Origin of the sequence: Pseudomonas sp. NFPP04, assembly GCF_900113815.1 — a bacterium.
Lineage (GTDB): Bacteria > Pseudomonadota > Gammaproteobacteria > Pseudomonadales > Pseudomonadaceae > Aquipseudomonas > Aquipseudomonas extremorientalis.
The window spans coordinates 106,285-124,663 of record NZ_FOQS01000010.1; the positions used below are offsets into that span (position 1 = coordinate 106,285).

16 protein-coding genes are annotated in these 18,379 nt (G+C 58.9%); 15 read left to right on the plus strand and 1 reads right to left on the minus strand.

Annotation, left to right across the window (positions count from 1 at the left end):
- Nucleotides 1-113: 113 nt before the first annotated feature.
- The 11 genes from sdhC (at nucleotide 114) to BM017_RS20735 (ending at nucleotide 14,102) form a co-directional block, all read left to right on the plus strand.
- Nucleotides 114-488: a succinate dehydrogenase, cytochrome b556 subunit gene (gene sdhC, locus BM017_RS20685; protein WP_003172804.1), complete on the plus strand. Its 375-nt coding sequence runs from the start codon at nucleotides 114-116 to the stop codon at nucleotides 486-488.
- Complete coding sequence (gene sdhD / locus BM017_RS20690; protein ID WP_003172805.1) at nucleotides 482-850, plus strand: succinate dehydrogenase, hydrophobic membrane anchor protein; 369 nt, start codon at nucleotides 482-484, stop codon at nucleotides 848-850. The genes sdhC and sdhD overlap by 7 nt, the downstream gene beginning before the upstream one ends.
- Nucleotides 851-853: 3 nt before the next feature.
- The gene (gene sdhA, locus BM017_RS20695) at nucleotides 854-2,626 is read left to right on the plus strand and encodes a succinate dehydrogenase flavoprotein subunit (protein ID WP_010211741.1); all 1,773 of its coding nucleotides are present in this window, start codon (nucleotides 854-856) and stop codon (nucleotides 2,624-2,626) included.
- 11 nt (nucleotides 2,627-2,637) lie between these two features.
- Nucleotides 2,638-3,342 (plus strand): succinate dehydrogenase iron-sulfur subunit, encoded by a 705-nt coding sequence (locus BM017_RS20700; RefSeq protein WP_003172807.1) that lies wholly within the window; start codon nucleotides 2,638-2,640, stop codon nucleotides 3,340-3,342.
- A 262-nt stretch (nucleotides 3,343-3,604) separates the two neighbouring features.
- Entirely contained in the window at nucleotides 3,605-6,436 is a 2,832-nt protein-coding gene (locus BM017_RS20705; protein ID WP_092247832.1) for a 2-oxoglutarate dehydrogenase E1 component, read from the plus strand.
- A 44-nt stretch (nucleotides 6,437-6,480) separates the two neighbouring features.
- Entirely contained in the window at nucleotides 6,481-7,704 is a 1,224-nt protein-coding gene (gene odhB / locus BM017_RS20710; RefSeq protein ID WP_092247835.1) for a 2-oxoglutarate dehydrogenase complex dihydrolipoyllysine-residue succinyltransferase, read from the plus strand.
- A gap of 99 nt (nucleotides 7,705-7,803) precedes the next feature.
- On the plus strand, nucleotides 7,804-9,240 hold the full coding sequence (gene lpdA, locus BM017_RS20715; RefSeq protein ID WP_092247838.1) for a dihydrolipoyl dehydrogenase: 1,437 nt from the start codon (nucleotides 7,804-7,806) through the stop codon (nucleotides 9,238-9,240).
- A 204-nt stretch (nucleotides 9,241-9,444) separates the two neighbouring features.
- Nucleotides 9,445-10,611: an ADP-forming succinate--CoA ligase subunit beta gene (gene sucC, locus BM017_RS20720; RefSeq protein ID WP_003190011.1), complete on the plus strand. Its 1,167-nt coding sequence runs from the start codon at nucleotides 9,445-9,447 to the stop codon at nucleotides 10,609-10,611.
- Nucleotides 10,611-11,492, plus strand: a complete 882-nt coding sequence (sucD, locus tag BM017_RS20725; RefSeq protein ID WP_003172813.1) for a succinate--CoA ligase subunit alpha — start codon at nucleotides 10,611-10,613, stop codon at nucleotides 11,490-11,492. The genes sucC and sucD overlap by 1 nt, the downstream gene beginning before the upstream one ends.
- Before the next feature lie 417 nt (nucleotides 11,493-11,909).
- Entirely contained in the window at nucleotides 11,910-13,223 is a 1,314-nt protein-coding gene (gene brnQ / locus BM017_RS20730; protein ID WP_092247841.1) for a branched-chain amino acid transport system II carrier protein, read from the plus strand.
- Between the two features lie 141 nt (nucleotides 13,224-13,364).
- Nucleotides 13,365-14,102, plus strand: a complete 738-nt coding sequence (locus tag BM017_RS20735) for a DUF599 domain-containing protein (protein ID WP_092247844.1) — start codon at nucleotides 13,365-13,367, stop codon at nucleotides 14,100-14,102.
- 90 nt (nucleotides 14,103-14,192) lie between these two features.
- Here BM017_RS20735 and BM017_RS20740 read toward each other — a convergent pair whose 3' ends face one another.
- Nucleotides 14,193-14,435: a hypothetical protein gene (locus BM017_RS20740; RefSeq protein ID WP_058427885.1), complete on the minus strand. Its 243-nt coding sequence runs from the start codon at nucleotides 14,433-14,435 to the stop codon at nucleotides 14,193-14,195.
- 156 nt (nucleotides 14,436-14,591) lie between these two features.
- Here BM017_RS20740 and BM017_RS20745 point away from each other — a divergent pair, with 156 nt between their 5' ends.
- The 4 genes from BM017_RS20745 (at nucleotide 14,592) to BM017_RS20760 (ending at nucleotide 18,306) form a co-directional block, all read left to right on the plus strand.
- Nucleotides 14,592-15,068 carry a PaaI family thioesterase gene (locus tag BM017_RS20745; protein ID WP_092247847.1) on the plus strand — a complete coding sequence of 159 codons (477 nt, stop codon included), beginning with the start codon at nucleotides 14,592-14,594 and terminating at the stop codon, nucleotides 15,066-15,068.
- A complete protein-coding gene (locus BM017_RS20750) occupies nucleotides 15,065-15,517 on the plus strand; it encodes a PaaI family thioesterase (RefSeq protein ID WP_092247850.1) in 453 nt (150 codons plus the stop codon). The genes BM017_RS20745 and BM017_RS20750 overlap by 4 nt, the downstream gene beginning before the upstream one ends.
- Before the next feature lie 89 nt (nucleotides 15,518-15,606).
- The gene (htpG, locus tag BM017_RS20755) at nucleotides 15,607-17,511 is read left to right on the plus strand and encodes a molecular chaperone HtpG (RefSeq protein WP_092248088.1); all 1,905 of its coding nucleotides are present in this window, start codon (nucleotides 15,607-15,609) and stop codon (nucleotides 17,509-17,511) included.
- Nucleotides 17,512-17,577: 66 nt separating this feature from the next.
- Nucleotides 17,578-18,306 (plus strand): dienelactone hydrolase family protein, encoded by a 729-nt coding sequence (locus BM017_RS20760; protein WP_092247853.1) that lies wholly within the window; start codon nucleotides 17,578-17,580, stop codon nucleotides 18,304-18,306.
- Nucleotides 18,307-18,379: the final 73 nt, after the last annotated feature.

Here is an 18,379-nt window from a genome sequence, read left to right on the forward strand (position 1 = left end):
TTGGGCTTGCTTTCATTGGGGGTCGCACTCCCTGGGTGGTGCTTACCTGACCAGTCGCACTCCCCAACAACTTTGCCCTGATTGTTAGGGGCTCTTCAGTGTGAAAAAAAGCCGTGAATAGCCAACGACCTGTAAACCTAGACCTAAGGACCATCAAACTCCCCATCACCGGCGTTACGTCGTTCCTGCACCGTGTTTCCGGCATCATCCTGTTCCTGGGCTTGGGCATCATGCTTTATGCATTGAGCAAATCCCTGGGTTCCGAGGAAGGATACGCCGAGGTGAAGGCATGCTTGACCAGCCCGCTGGCCAAGTTCGTAGCATGGGGCCTCCTGTCCGCTCTGCTGTATCACCTGGTAGCCGGTGTGCGCCACTTGATCATGGACATGGGCATCGGTGAGACGCTGGAAGGCGGCCGCCTGGGCTCGAAAATCATCATCGCCATTTCCGTGGTGCTGATCGTTCTGGCAGGAGTTTGGATATGGTAACCAGCGTTACGAATCTGTCGCGTTCGGGCCTCTATGACTGGATGGCACAGCGTGTGTCTGCGGTCGTTCTCGCGGCTTATTTCATTTTCCTGATCGGATACCTCGTCGCAAATCCGGGCATTGGCTATGAGCAATGGCACGGCCTGTTTTCCCACAATGCGATGCGAATCTTCAGTCTGCTGGCCCTTGTTGCCCTGGGCGCACACGCCTGGGTAGGCATGTGGACCATCGCGACCGACTACCTGACGCCGATGGCGCTGGGCAAGTCCGCGACTGCAGTACGTTTCCTCTTCCAGGCAGTCTGCGGCGTCGCGATGTTCGCTTACTTCGTCTGGGGTGTGCAGATTCTTTGGGGTATCTGATTCATGGCTAACATTCCAACTATTTCATTCGACGCCATCATTATTGGTGGCGGCGGCGCTGGCATGCGCGCTGCGCTGCAGCTGGCTCAGGGCGGTCACAAGACTGCCGTGATCACCAAGGTGTTCCCGACCCGTTCCCACACTGTATCGGCCCAGGGTGGCATCACCTGCGCCATCGCCTCCGCCGACCCGAACGATGACTGGCGCTGGCACATGTACGATACCGTCAAGGGTTCCGACTACATCGGTGACCAGGACGCGATCGAATACATGTGTCAGGAAGGCCCGGCTGCAGTGTTCGAGCTGGACCACATGGGTCTGCCGTTCTCCCGTACCGAGCAAGGCCGTATCTACCAGCGTCCGTTCGGCGGCCAGTCGAAGGATTACGGCAAAGGCGGGCAGGCTGCCCGTACCTGCGCCGCGTCCGACCGTACCGGTCACGCGCTGCTGCACACCCTTTACCAGGGCAACCTGAAAGCCGGTACCACGTTCCTGAACGAGTACTACGCCGTTGATCTGGTCAAGAACGCACAAGGCGAGTTCGTCGGTGTGATCGCGATCTGCATCGAAACCGGTGAAACCACCTACATCCGCGCCAAGGCTACCGTGCTGGCGACCGGCGGTGCAGGTCGTATCTACGCGTCCACCACCAATGCCCTGATCAACACCGGTGACGGCGTCGGCATGGCACTGCGTGCGGGCGTGCCGGTACAAGACATCGAAATGTGGCAGTTCCACCCGACCGGTATCGCCGGCGCCGGCGTACTGGTGACCGAAGGTTGCCGTGGTGAAGGTGGCTACCTGATCAACAAGCACGGCGAGCGTTTCATGGAGCGTTATGCGCCGAACGCGAAAGACCTTGCTGGTCGTGACGTTGTGGCCCGTTCGATGGTTAAAGAGATCATCGCCGGCAACGGCTGTGGCCCGAATGGCGACCACGTACTGCTGAAACTCGATCACCTGGGCGAAGAAGTACTGCACAGCCGCCTGCCAGGTATCTGCGAGCTGTCCAAGACCTTTGCTCACGTTGACCCGGTGGTTGCTCCGGTTCCGGTTGTCCCGACTTGCCACTATATGATGGGCGGCGTGCCGACCAACATCCATGGCCAGGCGATCACCCAGAATGCCGAAGGCGAGGACGAGATCATCCACGGTCTGTTCGCCGTAGGCGAAGTGGCGTGCGTATCGGTTCACGGTGCCAACCGCCTGGGTGGCAACTCGCTGCTCGACCTGGTGGTCTTCGGCCGTGCTGCCGGCCTGCACCTGGAAAAAGCGCTGACCGACGGCATCGAATACGATGACGCGACCGACGCCAACATCGAGGCTGCCCTGGCACGCCTGAACGCTCTGAACGAGCGTACCGATGGCGAAGACGTGGCAACCCTGCGTCGCGAGCTGCAAAGCTGCATGCAGAACTACTTCGGTGTGTTCCGTACCGGCGAATACATGCAGAAGGGTATTGCCCAGCTGGCCGATCTGCGCAAGCGCATCGCCAACGTCAAGATCAACGATAAGAGCCAGGCGTTCAACACTGCTCGTATCGAAGCCCTTGAACTGCAGAACCTGCTGGAAGTGGCCGAAGCGACTGCCATCGCTGCCGAGGTTCGCAAGGAATCCCGTGGTGCCCACGCCCGTGAAGACTTTGAAGATCGCGACGACGAAAACTGGTTGTGCCACACCCTGTACTTCCCGGGTGACAAGCGCGTAACCAAGCGTGCCGTGAACTTCTCGCCGAAGACGGTTCCGACGTTTGAACCGAAGATTCGGACTTACTAAGGGTGGCTGCCATGTTGAAAGTCAGTGTTTATCGCTACAACCCTGATCAGGACGCTGCGCCGTTCATGCAGGAATTCCAGGTCGATACCGGTGGTAAAGACCTGATGGTGCTGGATGTACTGGCACTGATCAAAGAGCAGGACGAAGGTTTCTCCTATCGTCGCTCTTGCCGTGAAGGTGTATGCGGTTCCGACGGCATGAACATCAACGGCAAAAACGGCCTGGCGTGCATCACGCCGCTGTCCGCCGTGGTCAAAGGCAACAAGCTGATCGTTCGTCCTCTGCCAGGTTTGCCGGTTATCCGTGACCTGGTCGTCGATATGAGCATCTTCTACAAGCAATACGAGAAAGTTAAGCCGTTCCTGCAGAACGACACGCCGGCTCCGGCCATCGAGCGTCTGCAGTCCCCGGAAGAGCGCGAGAAGCTCGACGGCCTGTACGAGTGCATCCTGTGCGCTTGCTGCTCGACGTCGTGCCCGTCCTTCTGGTGGAACCCGGACAAGTTCCTGGGTCCAGCTGCCCTGCTGCAAGCGTACCGCTTCCTGGCAGACAGCCGTGACACCAAGACGTCCGAGCGTCTGGCTTCGCTGGATGACCCGTTCAGCGTATTCCGCTGCCGCGGGATCATGAACTGCGTCAACGTATGTCCCAAAGGCCTGAACCCGACTAAGGCCATTGGTCACATCCGTAACATGCTGCTGCAGAGCGGCGTGTAACTGACGTTGTAGTAAAAGCAGGACCGTTGTGCCCGTAAATGCTACGGCGCAGGCTTCAACCGGCGCCGTAGTTTTAACTTGAGCAGCGACTTACAAAGCCGCGGCTCTTATTTTGAAGAAATGAGACAAGCAGGGGCATTCGGGTTGGTACCCGAACTATCAGCGTGATCCTAAGTGGCTTGTTTTGGTCGCTGCACTTGGCCTTTTGCAAGCAAACTCGGTGTTTTCGCCGGTGGTGTCCCCAAATCGAGGGTGACCAAGCATGCAAGAAAGCGTGATGCAGCGCATGTGGAACAGCGGCTATCTTTCAGGTGGTAACGCTGCCTATGTGGAAGAGCTTTATGAGCTCTACCTGCACGACCCTAACGCTGTGCCAGAAGAATGGCGCACCAAATTTCAGACGTTGTCTTCAGACGGCAACGCTGCCACCGATGTATCGCACGCAACAATTCGCGATCAGTTTGTGCTGCTGGCAAAGAACCAGCGCCGCGCCCAACCGGTTTCCGCCGGCAGCGTGAGCAGTGAGCACGAGAAGAAGCAAGTTGAAGTATTGCGACTGATCCAGGCCTACCGGATGCGCGGCCACCAGGCGGCCCAGCTTGACCCGCTGGGGCTCTGGCAGCGTCCTGCACCTGCAGACCTGTCGATCAATCATTACGGCTTGACCAATGCCGATCTTGATACGACCTTCCGTGCCGGCGACCTGTTCATCGGCAAAGAGGAAGCGAGCCTACGCGAAATTCACGAAGCGTTGCAGCAGACATATTGCCGCACCATCGGCGCTGAGTTCACGCACATCACCGATTCCGAGCAACGCCAATGGTTCCAGCATCGCCTGGAAGGTGTGCGTGGCCGTCCGGTGCTGTCCGCCGATGTACGCAGCCACCTGCTCGAGCGCGTCACCGCTGCCGAAGGCCTGGAAAAATACCTGGGTACCAAATACCCGGGCACCAAGCGTTTCGGCCTCGAAGGCGGCGAAAGCCTGATCCCGATGCTCGACGAGCTGATCCAGCGTTCCGGTTCCTACGGCACCAAGGAAATCGTGATCGGCATGGCCCACCGTGGTCGCCTGAACGTGTTGGTCAACACCTTCGGCAAGAACCCGCGTGAGCTGTTCGACGAGTTCGAAGGCAAGAAGAAGGTCGAGCTGGGCTCCGGTGACGTTAAATACCACCAAGGGTTCTCGTCCAACGTGATGACCACCGGCGGTGAAGTTCACCTGGCCATGGCCTTCAACCCATCCCACCTGGAAATCGTTTCTCCAGTGGTTGAGGGGTCGGTGCGTGCCCGCCAGGATCGTCGCAACGACACCACGGGTGAAAAGGTCCTGCCGATTTCCATCCACGGTGACGCGGCATTCGCCGGTCAAGGCGTGGTCCTGGAAACCTTCCAGATGTCGCAGACCCGCGGCTTCAAGACCGGCGGTACCGTTCACATCGTCATCAACAACCAGGTTGGCTTTACCATCAGCAACCCGCTGGATGCGCGCTCCACCGAGTACGCCACCGACGTTGCCAAGATGATCCAGGCGCCGATCCTCCATGTGAATGGGGATGATCCGGAAGCCGTGCTGTTCGTGACCCAACTGGCTGTCGACTACCGCATGCAGTTCAAGCGTGACGTGGTGATCGACCTGGTTTGCTACCGCCGTCGCGGTCACAACGAAGCCGACGAACCAAGCGGCACCCAGCCGCTGATGTACCAGCAGATCACCAAGCAGCGCACCACACGTGAACTGTACGCCGAGAGCCTGACCAAGGCCGGTGTGGTTGACGATGCGCGTGTTCAGGCGAAAGTCGACGAATACCGCAACGCGCTGGACAACGGCCTGCATGTAGTGAAGAGCCTGGTCAAAGAGCCGAACAAAGAGCTGTTCGTTGACTGGCGTCCATACCTGGGCCACGCCTGGACGGCGCGTCACGACACCTCGTTCGACCTGAAGACCTTGCAGGAACTGTCCGCCAAGCTGCTGGAAATCCCGGAAGGCTTCGTGGTGCAGCGCCAGGTTGCGAAGATCTACGAAGACCGTCAGAAGATGCAAGCCGGCGGCCTGCCGATCAACTGGGGTTACGCCGAAACCATGGCGTACGCGACCCTGGCGTTCGAAGGTCACCCGATCCGCATGACCGGCCAGGACATCGGCCGTGGTACGTTCTCGCACCGTCACGCGGTCCTGCACAACCAGAAAGACGCCAGTACCTACGTTCCGTTGAAGCACCTGTACGAAGGCCAGCCACGTTTCGACCTGTACGACTCGTTCCTGTCCGAAGAAGCCGTGCTGGCGTTCGAATACGGTTACTCGACCACCACGCCGAACGCGCTGGTGATCTGGGAAGCCCAGTTCGGTGACTTCGCCAACGGTGCCCAAGTGGTTATCGACCAGTTCATCACCAGCGGCGAGCACAAGTGGGGTCGCCTGTGCGGTCTGACCATGCTGTTGCCACACGGTTATGAAGGCCAGGGTCCTGAGCATTCCTCGGCCCGTCTGGAGCGTTACCTGCAGCTGTGCGCCGAGCACAACATCCAGGTGTGCGTGCCGACGACCCCGGCCCAGATCTACCACTTGCTGCGTCGCCAGGTGATCCGCCCGCTGCGCAAGCCGCTGGTAGTACTGACACCGAAGTCGCTGCTGCGTCATAAACTGGCCATCTCGACCCTGGAAGATCTGGCGGATGGTTCGTTCCAGACCGTTATTCCAGAAATCGACGCGCTGGATGCGGCCAAGGTGACTCGCCTGGTCCTGTGCAGCGGCAAGGTCTACTACGACCTGCTGGAAAAACGTCGTGCCGAAGGCCGCGAAGACATCGCCATCGTGCGTATCGAGCAGCTTTACCCGTTCCCGGAAGACGACCTGATGGAGGCCATCGCGCCTTACACCAACCTCACTAACGTAGTGTGGTGCCAGGAAGAACCGATGAACCAGGGCGCGTGGTACAGCAGCCAGCATCACCTGCGTCGCAGTATCGGCAACCACAACAAGGCCCTGGGCCTGGAATATGCCGGCCGTGATGCTTCCGCTGCACCTGCGTGTGGTTATGCGTCGATGCACGCCGAGCAGCAGGAAAAACTGCTGCAAGATGCTTTCACTGTTTAACGCCTTCGCGCTGACTGAAACCGAATTTTAAGGACCCACAGATAATGGCTATCGAAATCAAAGCCCCGTCATTCCCGGAATCGGTTGCCGATGGCACCGTTGCCACCTGGCACAAGAAACCAGGCGACGCTGTAAAGCGTGACGACCTGATCGTCGACATCGAGACCGACAAAGTCGTGCTGGAAGTGTTGGCCGAAGCTGACGGCGTGCTGGGCGCAATCGTTGCCGAAGAAGGCACTACCGTTCTGTCGAACCAGGTGCTGGGCTCGATCGAAGAGGGCAGTGCTGCTGCCGCTGCGCCTGCTGCTGCACCGGCCACCGCCGCTGCTGCTCCTGCTACCGCTCCGGCTGCTGGCGCTGAAGACCCGATCGCTGCACCGGCTGCCCGTCAGCTGGCTGAAGAGAACGGCATCAATCTGGCTTCCGTCAAAGGCACCGGCAAAGACGGCCGTGTGACCAAGGAAGACGTGGTTGCGGCTGTTGAAGCCAAGAAAAACGCTCCGGCTGCCGCACCTGCCAAGGCTGCTGCGCCGGCTGCCGCTGCGCCTGTGTTCGCTGCCGGCGACCGCACCGAGAAGCGCGTACCGATGACCCGCGTACGTGCCACCGTGGCCAAGCGTCTGGTTGAAGCCCAGTCGAACATGGCGATGCTGACCACCTTCAACGAAGTCGACATGACCGAAGTCATGGCGCTGCGCTCGAAGTACAAGGATCTGTTCGAGAAGTCCCACAATGGCGTGCGCCTGGGCTTCATGTCGTTCTTCGTGAAAGCGGCCACCGAAGCGCTGAAACGCTTCCCGGCAGTCAACGCTTCCATCGACGGCAACGACATCGTTTACCATGGCTATGCAGACATCGGCGTTGCCGTGTCCAGCGACCGTGGCCTGGTGGTTCCGGTACTGCGTAACGCCGAACTGATGAGCCTGGCTGAAATCGAAGGCGGCATCGCCACCTTCGGCAAGAAAGCCCGTGACGGCAAGCTGACCATCGACGAGATGACCGGCGGTACCTTCACCATCACCAACGGTGGTACCTTCGGTTCGATGATGTCGACCCCGATCGTCAACCCGCCGCAAGCCGCGATCCTGGGCATGCACAACATCATCCAGCGTCCGATGGCCATCAACGGCCAGGTCGTGATCCGCCCGATGATGTACCTGGCGCTGTCGTACGATCACCGCCTGATCGACGGTAAAGAAGCCGTGACTTTCCTGGTGACCATCAAGAACCTGCTGGAAGACCCGGCTCGTCTGTTGCTGGATATCTGATTGAAGCAGCTGCAAGTTGCGAGCTACAAGCTGTAAGAAAAAGCAGCTTGGCTTGCAGCTTGCGGCTAAAAGCTTGTCGCAAATAGAGGATCTATTTTCATGACACAGAAATTTGACGTCGTAGTGATTGGTGCAGGTCCTGGCGGCTACGTTGCCGCGATCAAGGCTGCACAACTGGGCCTCTCGACTGCTTGCATCGAAAAATACACCGACAAGGAAGGCAAACTGGCGCTGGGCGGTACTTGCCTGAACGTCGGTTGCATTCCTTCCAAGGCGCTGCTGGACAGCTCCTGGAAATTCCACGAAGCCCAGGATGGCTTCGCGATCCACGGCATCAACCATGCTGGCGTGACCATGGACGTGCCAGCGATGGTCAGCCGTAAAGCCAACATCGTCAAGGGCCTGACTTCCGGCGTTGCCACCTTGTTCAAGGCTAACGGCGTCACTTCCCTGCAAGGCCACGGCAAGCTGCTGGCTGGCAAGAAAGTTGAAATCACCAAGCCAGACGGCTCGACCGAAATCATCGAAGCCGAGAACGTGATCCTGGCTCCAGGTTCGCGTCCAATCGACATTCCGCCTGCTCCAGTCGACAACAACGTGATCGTTGATTCGACCGGCGCCCTGGAATTCCAGGCTGTGCCTAAGCGCCTTGGCGTGATCGGCGCCGGCGTGATCGGCCTGGAGCTGGGTTCGGTGTGGTCCCGCCTCGGTGCTGAAGTGACCGTGCTGGAAGCCCTGGACACGTTCCTGCTGGCTGCCGACACCGCCGTTTCCAAGGAAGCGCTGAAAACCCTGACCAAACAAGGTCTGGACATCAAGCTGGGCGCTCGCGTCACCGGCTCGAAAGTCAACGGCGAAGAAGTTGTCGTCAACTACACCGACAAGGATGGCGAAAAAACCATCACTTTCGACAAGCTGATCGTAGCCGTGGGTCGCCGTCCAGTGACCACCGACCTGCTGGCTGCCGACAGTGGCGTGAACATCGACGAGCGTGGTTTCATCCATGTTGACGATCACTGCGCGACCACCGTGCCGGGCGTCTACGCCATCGGCGACGTGGTTCGCGGCATGATGCTGGCGCACAAGGCTTCCGAAGAAGGCATCATGGTTGTCGAGCGCATCAAGGGTCACAAAACCCAGATGAACTACGACCTGATCCCATCGGTTATCTACACCCACCCGGAAATTGCATGGGTCGGCAAGAACGAACAGCAGTTGAAAGCTGAAGGCGTTGAAGTTAACGTCGGCACCTTCCCGTTTGCCGCTTCTGGCCGTGCCATGGCAGCCAACGACACCGGTGGTTTTGTCAAAGTCATCGCTGATGCCAAGACTGACCGCGTATTGGGCGTCCACGTGATTGGCCCGAGCGCTGCAGAACTGGTTCAGCAGGGCGCGATCGGTATGGAATTCGGCACCAGTGCCGAGGACCTGGGCATGATGGTCTTCTCCCATCCGACCCTGTCCGAAGCGTTGCACGAAGCAGCGTTGGCAGTGAATGGCGGCGCCATCCACATCGCCAACCGCAAGAAGCGCTAAGCGAGATAATAAGAAACCACGGCGGAGTTGCCCGTCGTGAGCCTTGCGCGCAAGACTCACCGCGGAATATCCGCTGGACGCAGCCTTGCGCAGCTTTACGGGCCTTGAGCCCCGCAAGTTGCGCAAGCAGCAGTCACAGGTGGCGCGGCACTCATAATGAGCGCAGCGCCGAATGCGCAGTACCTAACGAAGACGGTAAAAAGCATGAATCTTCACGAGTATCAGGGTAAGCAGCTGTTCGCTGAATACGGCCTGCCAGTTTCCAAGGGCTACGCAGTAGACACCCCGGAAGCAGCAGCAGAAGCTTGCGACAAAATCGGCGGCAGCGAGTGGGTTGTCAAAGCCCAGGTCCACGCCGGTGGTCGCGGTAAAGCGGGCGGCGTTAAGCTGGTTCGCAGCAAAGAAGACGCCAAGGCCTTCGCACAGCAGTGGCTGGGCAAGCGTCTGGTGACTTACCAGACTGATGCCAATGGCCAGCCAGTCACCAAGATCCTGGTTGAATCGTGCACTGATATCGCTAAAGAGCTGTACCTGGGCGCTGTCGTTGACCGTTCGAGCCGTCGCATCGTGTTCATGGCTTCCACCGAAGGTGGCGTGGACATCGAGAAGATCGCTCACGAAACCCCAGAAAAAATTCTGAAAGCCACCATCGACCCACTGGTTGGCGCTCAGCCATTCCAGGGTCGCGAGCTGGCTTTCCAGCTGGGCCTGGAAGGCAAGCAAGTTGCCCAGTTCGCCAAGATCTTCGTTGGTCTGGCCAAACTGTTCCAGGATCACGATCTGGCCCTGCTGGAAGTGAACCCGCTGGTGATCAAGGCTGACGGCGATCTGCACTGCCTGGACGCCAAGATCAACATCGACGCCAACGCCATGTACCGTCAGCCTAAGCTGAAGACTTTCCACGATCCGTCGCAAGACGATCCGCGCGAAGCGCACGCTGCCAAGTTCGAACTGAACTACGTAGCCCTGGAAGGCAACATCGGCTGCATGGTCAACGGTGCCGGCCTGGCCATGGGTACCATGGACATCGTCAACCTGCATGGCGGCAAACCAGCCAACTTCCTCGACGTGGGCGGTGGTGCTACCAAAGAACGCGTGACCGAAGCCTTCAAGATCATCCTGTCCGACTCCAACGTCGCAGCAGTACTGGTCAACATCTTCGGCGGCATCGTTCGTTGCGACATGATTGCCGAAGGCATCATCGGTGCAGTGAAAGAAGTCGGCGTTAAAATCCCGGTTGTTGTTCGCCTTGAAGGTAACAACGCTGAACTGGGCGCTAAAGTACTGGCAGAAAGCGGTTTGAACATCATCGCGGCTACCAGCCTGACCGACGCTGCTCAACAAGTTGTCAAAGCTGCGGAGGGCAAATAATGAGCGTCCTGATCAATAAAGACACCAAAGTTATCTGCCAGGGTATTACCGGTTCGCAAGGTAGTTTCCACACCCAGCAAGCCATCGAATACGGCACCAAGATGGTTGGCGGCGTAACTCCGGGCAAAGGCGGCACCGAGCACCTGGGCCTGCCAGTGTTCAACACCGTGAAAGACGCTGTAGCGGCCACTGGCGCCACCGCCAGCGTGATCTACGTTCCAGCACCTTTCTGCAAGGACTCCATCCTGGAAGCGGCATTCGGCGGCATCAAGCTGATCGTCTGCATCACCGAAGGCATTCCTACCCTGGACATGCTGGACGCTAAAGTTAAGTGCGACGAGCTGGGCGTAGTCCTGATCGGCCCTAACTGCCCAGGCGTGATCACTCCAGGCGAATGCAAGATCGGCATCATGCCAGGTCACATTCACTTGCCAGGCAAGGTCGGTATCGTTTCCCGTTCCGGCACCCTGACCTACGAAGCTGTGAAGCAGACCACTGACGCCGGTTTCGGTCAGTCGACTTGCGTCGGCATCGGCGGTGACCCGATCCCGGGCTCCAACTTCATCGACATCCTGAAGCTGTTCCAGGAAGACCCGAAGACCGAAGCGATCGTGATGATCGGTGAGATCGGCGGTTCGGCTGAAGAAGAAGCGGCTGCCTACATCAAGGCACACGTGACCAAGCCGGTTGTTTCCTACATCGCTGGTGTGACTGCCCCTGCGGGCAAGCGCATGGGCCATGCTGGCGCAATCATCTCTGGCGGCAAAGGCACTGCAGACGAGAAATTCGCTGCGCTGCAAGACGCCGGTGTAAAAACCGTGCGTTCGCTGGCAGACATCGGCAAGGCCCTGGCCGAGCTGACCGGTTGGGCTGTCAAGTAAGCCTCGCGCTTAGCTGACGCTTCACCACACAAAGGCCACCTTCGGGTGGCCTTTGTGCTTTCCGGGGTTTAATAAAGATCAAAATGTGGGAGGGGGCTTGCCCCCGATTGCAGTGGGTCCGTCAATAAATACAGTGACTGACACGCCGCCATCGGAGGCAAGCCCCCTCCCACATTTGCCTGTATTGCCAAATTAGGTATGAAAATGCGACATGCAGATGTCGCTTATCGGACAGTCCGCCCCGCAACAGTGCGTTCGTCAGCCAATTTCTGTACCCTGGCTGCCTCGTTATGCGTGCGCCTCCCAAAAGGAAGCCTCGCGCTAGACCGGTCGGCCGCCATAAGGGCCGGCAGTATTTCCCTCATCCACAGGGAATCCCTCTCTAAATTCCGATTCAGTAGTGTGGTATTTCCCGAAATGAAAGTGTTGAAAAGCCAGGACATCCTGGCGTTGGGCTTTATGACCTTTGCCCTGTTCGTGGGCGCCGGCAACATCATCTTCCCGCCTATCGTTGGACTGCAGTCGGGGCCTCACGTCTGGATGGCAGCGCTGGGCTTCCTGATCACCGCAGTCGGCTTGCCGGTGGTCACCGTGATCGCCCTGGCCAAGGTCGGTGGTGGCATGGACGCGTTGAGCAGCCCGATCGGCAAGATCGCCGGTGGCCTGCTCGCGGCGGCGGCGTATCTGGCGGTAGGGCCGCTGTTCGCCACCCCGCGTACCGCGACCGTGTCCTTCGAAGTAGGCCTGGCGCCGCTGACCGGTGAAAGCCCGCTGGCGCTGTTCCTCTATAGCTCGGTGTACTTCCTCGTGGTGTTCTTTGTCTCCCTGTACCCCGGTCGGCTGCTGGACACCGTGGGGCGTTTCCTGGCGCCGCTGAAGATCATCGCCCTGGCCATTCTCGGCATCGCCGCGTTTGCCTTGCCGGCCGGTGATGTGGGCGTCGCTACCCCGGAATATGTCGCCGCACCGTTTTCCCAAGGCTTTATCCAGGGTTACCTGACCATGGATACCCTGGGTGCCCTGGTGTTTGGCATCGTGATCGTCAATGCCATCCGCTCCCGTGGCGTCGAGTCGCCCAAGCTGATTACCCGTTACGCCATCATTGCGGGCTTGATTGCCGGCGTGGGCCTGGCCCTGGTGTACTTCAGCCTGTTCCGCCTGGGTTCGGGCAGCCATGCAGTGGCTGCCGGTGCCACTAACGGTGCTGCGGTGCTGCACGCCTATGTGCAACACACCTTCGGCTCCCTGGGCAGTGGCTTCCTGGCCGTGCTGATCTCCCTGGCGTGCCTGGTGACCGCGGTAGGCCTGACCTGTGCCTGCGCCGAGTACTTCAGCAAGATCCTGCCGCTGTCCTACAAGACCCTGGTGGTGATCCTGGCGCTGTTCTCGTTGTTCGTCTCGAACCTGGGCCTGACCAAGCTGATTGCCTTCTCGATCCCGGTGCTGACCGCGATCTATCCGCCGTGCATCGTGCTGGTGGCGCTGAGTTTCTGCAAAGACTTCTGGCAGGAGCAGGGCCGTATCGTTGGCCCGGTAATGCTGGTGTCGTTCATCTTTGGCTGCATCGATGCGCTCAAGGGCGCTGGCCTGGCGGGCTGGATGCCTTCGCAATTGGCCAACCTGCCATTGAGCGAGCAGGGCCTGGCGTGGCTGGTGCCGTCAGTGATGACACTGGTCGTGGCGTTCGGGGTCGATCGCATGCTCGGCAAGCGCAGCGAAGCTATCGCATAACCCACGTTTCTCGCTGTACTGAAATGCCCCGTATCAATCGATACGGGGCATTTTTTATGGGTGAACGGCAGTGTCTTTTTATGTGCGCTAACGTCGAACTGACGCAAATGCTTTTCAGCCCTCATTCTGCAAAGGACCCGCATGTCGTTCATCGAAACCAATCAGATCCACCTGCTTGCCGCCCTATGGTTCGCCCTTTGCTGGGGTGGCTATACCCGATACGCCATTTGGAAGGCCCGCGACACGGCCTGCCTCGCCAGCGTGCTGCACCTGTACCGCGAAGACTGGATGCGCCGCATGCTGCTGCGCGACAACCGCATCGCCGACGCCAGTGTGATCGGCAACCTGGAGCGCAATGCTTCGTTCTTCGCCTCCAGCACGTTGATCATCCTCGCCGGCATTCTCACGGTGTTGGGTGCTTCAGAGCGGGCGGTGTCGTTGCTGGCGGACATACCGATGGTGCAACAAGCGTCCCAAGGCATGTCGCAGATCAAGCTGCTGTGCCTGGCGCTGGTGTTCGTCTATGCGTTCTTTACGTTCAGTTGGTGCATGCGTCAGTACAACTTCGCGGCGGTACTGGTCGGCTCGGCGCCGATGATCGGCGAGCGGGAGGTGTCGGAGCAGGAGCGCAAGGCATTTGCTCTGCGTGCGGCGCGAGTCATCTCCATGGCGGCCAACCAGTTCAACTTTGGCCTGCGCTCTTATTACTTCGGCATGACCATGCTGGCGTGGTTTGTCAGCCCCTGGCTATTCATGTTGATGAGCGCGGGGGTGGTGTTGGTGCTGTATCGGCGGGAGTTTCATTCCGACGTGCTGCAAGTGATGGTGTTTACCCAGACGGATACACCGCCGTCGGAACCGGTTAAAGAAGCAGTTTGATCAACCCTTCAAGTAAAAACACCAGGCAAAGTAAAGCCCGCTATCTAAGCGGGCTTTCTTTTTGCAGCGAAGCTGTTACACGCCGCGGTCTCAAGAACCGGTAGCAGGTGCTGCTTCTTTTGCGGCGGCCTGGTTCGATTCAGCCTGAGCTTTGGCAGCTTCGGCGTTTTCTTTCGCAGCGTCGTTCACTTTATCCTGAGCCTTGGCCATATCTTTCTGAGCTTGCTCAGAATGGGCAGCAGCGTCTTGGGCTTTGTCTTCGGATTTCTTGTCGCAGGCAGCCAGACCGAGGGCAGCGGCCAGCATCATGGAAATAGCTAAAGTCTTGCGCATGGGTGTTTCTCCTTATTGAAGATATCTACTGGCCTTTCGAGCATGGCGCTTCGGCATTAGTTCCTTTTATTTGGTAGATATATAAATCGCAGACTAACCGGAACTTTTACCCTGCCGCCCATTCTGCGGATCAACACTAATAAGAGTCTGGAACGAATGACCGAAAATCCCCTGTTAGAGCGTGCGAAGCGCTTTGTATCGGCCTTGCGCCACTGTCAGGTGCTGGGCATTACCGCTCATCAGGCCAGCGAGGAGGGCATCACGCTGATCATGCCTTATGCGCCCCATCTGGTCGGTGATCCCCAATCGGGGGTGATCCACGGCGGTGCGCTCACTTCCCTGATGGACACCGCCTGTGGCATGGCCACCCTGTGTGTGTTGCCGGAATTCGAGGTTTGTCCGACCCTCGACCTGCGCGTCGACTACATGCATCCCGCTACCCCACACAAACCGGTGTACGGCTTCGCCCAATGCTACAGGGTGACCACCGACGTGATCTTCACCCGTGGCTTCGCCTACCAGGATGATCCCCAGCAACCCATCGCTCATGTGGTTGGTACATTCATGCGCATGGGCAAGCGTCTCAAGGGCACGCAAGGACTGGGCAGCACGATCAAGGGAGAGCAGGCATGACGCACCGATTCAAGACCCGCCTGGAACAGGCCCACGGGCGCGGCGATTACGCAGCGCTGCTCAACCTGATCCCCTACGCCAGGCTGATCGGCATCGAATGCACCCGGCTGGGGGATGAGCTGCTGTTTCGCCTGCCGGCCAACAAGGACAATATTGGTAACCCCATATTGCCGGCGCTGCACGGCGGGGTGATCGCGGGTTTCATGGAACTGTCGGCGGCGCTGCACCTGCTGGTGTTCACGGGCGCGCCGGGCATTCCGAAAATCATCGATTTTTCTCTGGACTACCTGCGCGCCGGGCAATTTCGTGACACCTACGCCAAATGCCAGGTATGGCGCCAGGGCCGACGGGTGGCGAACGTGGCGATCACCGCCTGGCAGAGCACCGCGGCCGAGCCCATTGCCACGGCTCGCGCGCATTTCAAGATCGAGGAACCAGGCCACCCTTGAAATCCTGCTCTTAGCCCCCAACTTTGATGACAACCCGCCGCCAACCCTCTAGGGCGCGGCCATTGCCATCCAATTGGAGTTTGATGACCATGAGTGTGGAAACTCAAAAGGAAACCCTGGGCTTCCAGACCGAGGTGAAGCAACTGCTGCACCTCATGATCCATTCGCTGTATTCCAACAAGGAAATCTTCCTTCGCGAATTGATCTCGAACGCCTCTGACGCTGTCGACAAATTACGTTTCGAAGCCCTGTCCAAGCCTGAGTTGCTGGAAGGTGGCGCCGAACTGAAAATTCGTGTGAGCTTCGACAAGGACGCCAAGACCGTCACGATCGAAGACAACGGTATCGGCATGAGCCGTGACGATGCGGTCGCCCACCTGGGCACCATCGCCAAATCTGGCACCGCCGATTTCATGAAGAACCTCTCGGGCGATCAGAAGAAAGATTCGCACCTGATCGGCCAATTCGGCGTGGGCTTCTACTCGGCCTTCATCGTTGCCGACAAGGTTGAAGTATTCAGCCGCCGTGCCGGCCTCGACGCCAGCGAAGGTGTGCACTGGTCCTCCAAAGGCGAGGGCGAATTTGAAATCGCTACCGTCGACAAGGCTGACCGTGGCACCCGTATCGTGTTGCACCTGAAATCCGGTGAAGACGAATTCGCCGATGGCTGGCGACTGCGCAATATCGTCAAGAAGTACTCCGACCATATCGCTCTGCCGATCGAATTGCCGAAAGAACAAGCGGCTGCTGAAGGCGAAGAGGTCCCTGCCCAGGAATGGGAAGTGGTCAACCGTGCCAGCGCGCTGTGGACCCGTCCGCGTACCGAGATCAAGGACGAGGAATACCAGGAGTTCTACAAGCACATCGGTCACGACTACGAAAACCCGCTGAGCTGGAGCCACAACAAGGTCGAAGGCAATCTGGAATACAGCTCGCTGCTGTACGTGCCGGCCCGTGCTCCGTTCGACCTGTACCAGCGTGAAGCGCCAAGAGGCCTGAAACTCTACGTGCAGCGTGTGTTCGTGATGGACCAGGCGGAATCGTTCCTGCCGCTGTACCTGCGCTTCATCAAGGGTGTGGTCGATTCCAACGACCTGTCGCTGAACGTGTCGCGGGAAATCCTGCAGAAAGACCCGATCATCGACTCGATGAAGTCGGCGCTGACCAAGCGCGTGCTCGACATGCTGGAAAAACTGGCGAAGAACGAGCCTGAGCAATACAAGGGCTTCTGGAAAAACTTCGGCCAGGTCATGAAAGAAGGCCCGGCGGAAGACTTTGCCAACAAGGAAAAAATCGCCGGCCTGCTGCGTTTTGCTTCCACCCAGGGCGACGACGGCGAGCAGGTTGTGTCCCTGGCCGAGTACCTGGCGCGCGCCAAGGAAGGTCAGGACAAGATCTACTACCTCACTGGCGAAACCTACGCCCAGGTCAAGAACAGCCCGCACCTGGAAGTCTTCCGCAAGAAAGGCATCGAAGTGCTGCTGCTGACCGACCGTATCGATGAGTGGCTGATGAGCTACCTCAACGAGTTCGACGGCAAGGCCTTTGTCGACGTGGCCCGTGGTAACCTGGACCTGGGTAGCCTGGACTCCGAGGAAGAGAAGAAAGAAGCCGAAGAAGTCGCCAAGTCCAAAGAGGGCCTGGTCGAGCGCATCAAGGCATCCTTGGGCGATGCCGTCAGCGAAGTGCGTGTCTCGCACCGCCTGACCGATTCCCCGGCGATCCTGGCCATCGGCGAGCAGGACCTGGGCATGCAGATGCGCCAGATCCTCGAAGCCAGCGGGCAGAAGGTTCCGGATTCCAAGCCGATCTTCGAATTCAACCCGGCTCATCCGCTGATCGAGAAACTCGATGGCGAGCAGAGCGAAGAGCGTTTTGGCGACCTGTCGCACATCCTGTTCGACCAGGCGGCCCTGGCCGCTGGCGACAGCTTGAAAGACCCGGCTGCCTATGTGCGCCGCCTGAACAAGCTGTTGGTTGAACTGTCGGTTTGATCCTGATGTAGAAAAACCCGCTTCGGCGGGTTTTTTCGTTCTAACGCACCTCAACTGGAGTAAATGATGAGCCAAGTCACTGTACGTTCCGTGGTCTATCAGATTGATGGCCAGTCCTACGAAAGCCGCCTTGCGTTCGACGCCAATCATAAAGGCCCGCTGCCGGGGCTGTTGATGGCTCCGAATTGGATGGGGGTGAGTGCGGGTGCCGAAGAGATCGCCAAAAGCGTGGCCGGCAAGGGCTACGTGGTGCTGATTGCCGACCTGTACGGGCAGACCGTACGCCCGTCGAATGGCGATGAAGCCGGCGCAGCGATGATGCCGCTGAAGAACGACCGTGCGTTGTTGAACAAGCGTATGCAGGCGGCCTTCGAGCAGTTGCAGGGACAGACCGAGGCCGTTGTCGATACGTCGAAACTGGCGACCTTTGGTTTCTGCTTCGGTGGTTGCTGCTCCCTGGAGCTGGCGCGTACCGGTGCGCCGGTCAAGGCGGCCATCTCGTTCCACGGCACCCTCGACACGCCAAACCCGGCGGACGCAAAGAACATCAAGGGCTCAGTGCTGGTGCTGCACGGCGCTTGCGACCCGCTGGTGCCGAAGGAACAACTGCCGGCGTTCGAAGATGAAATGAACGCAGCCGGCGTGGATTGGCAACTGCTGAGCTATGGCGGCGCGGTGCATTCCTTCACCGACCCCCATGCCAATGTGCCGGGCAAGATGATGTACGACGCCAAGACCGCCAAGCGGGCGTTCCAGTCGATGCATAACTTGCTGGATGAAGTGTTCAAGGGCTGATTTTTCAGCGCCTGTCCGGGCCTAATCGGGGGCAAGCCCCCTCCCATACTTGGATGCAATCACTGATCAAATG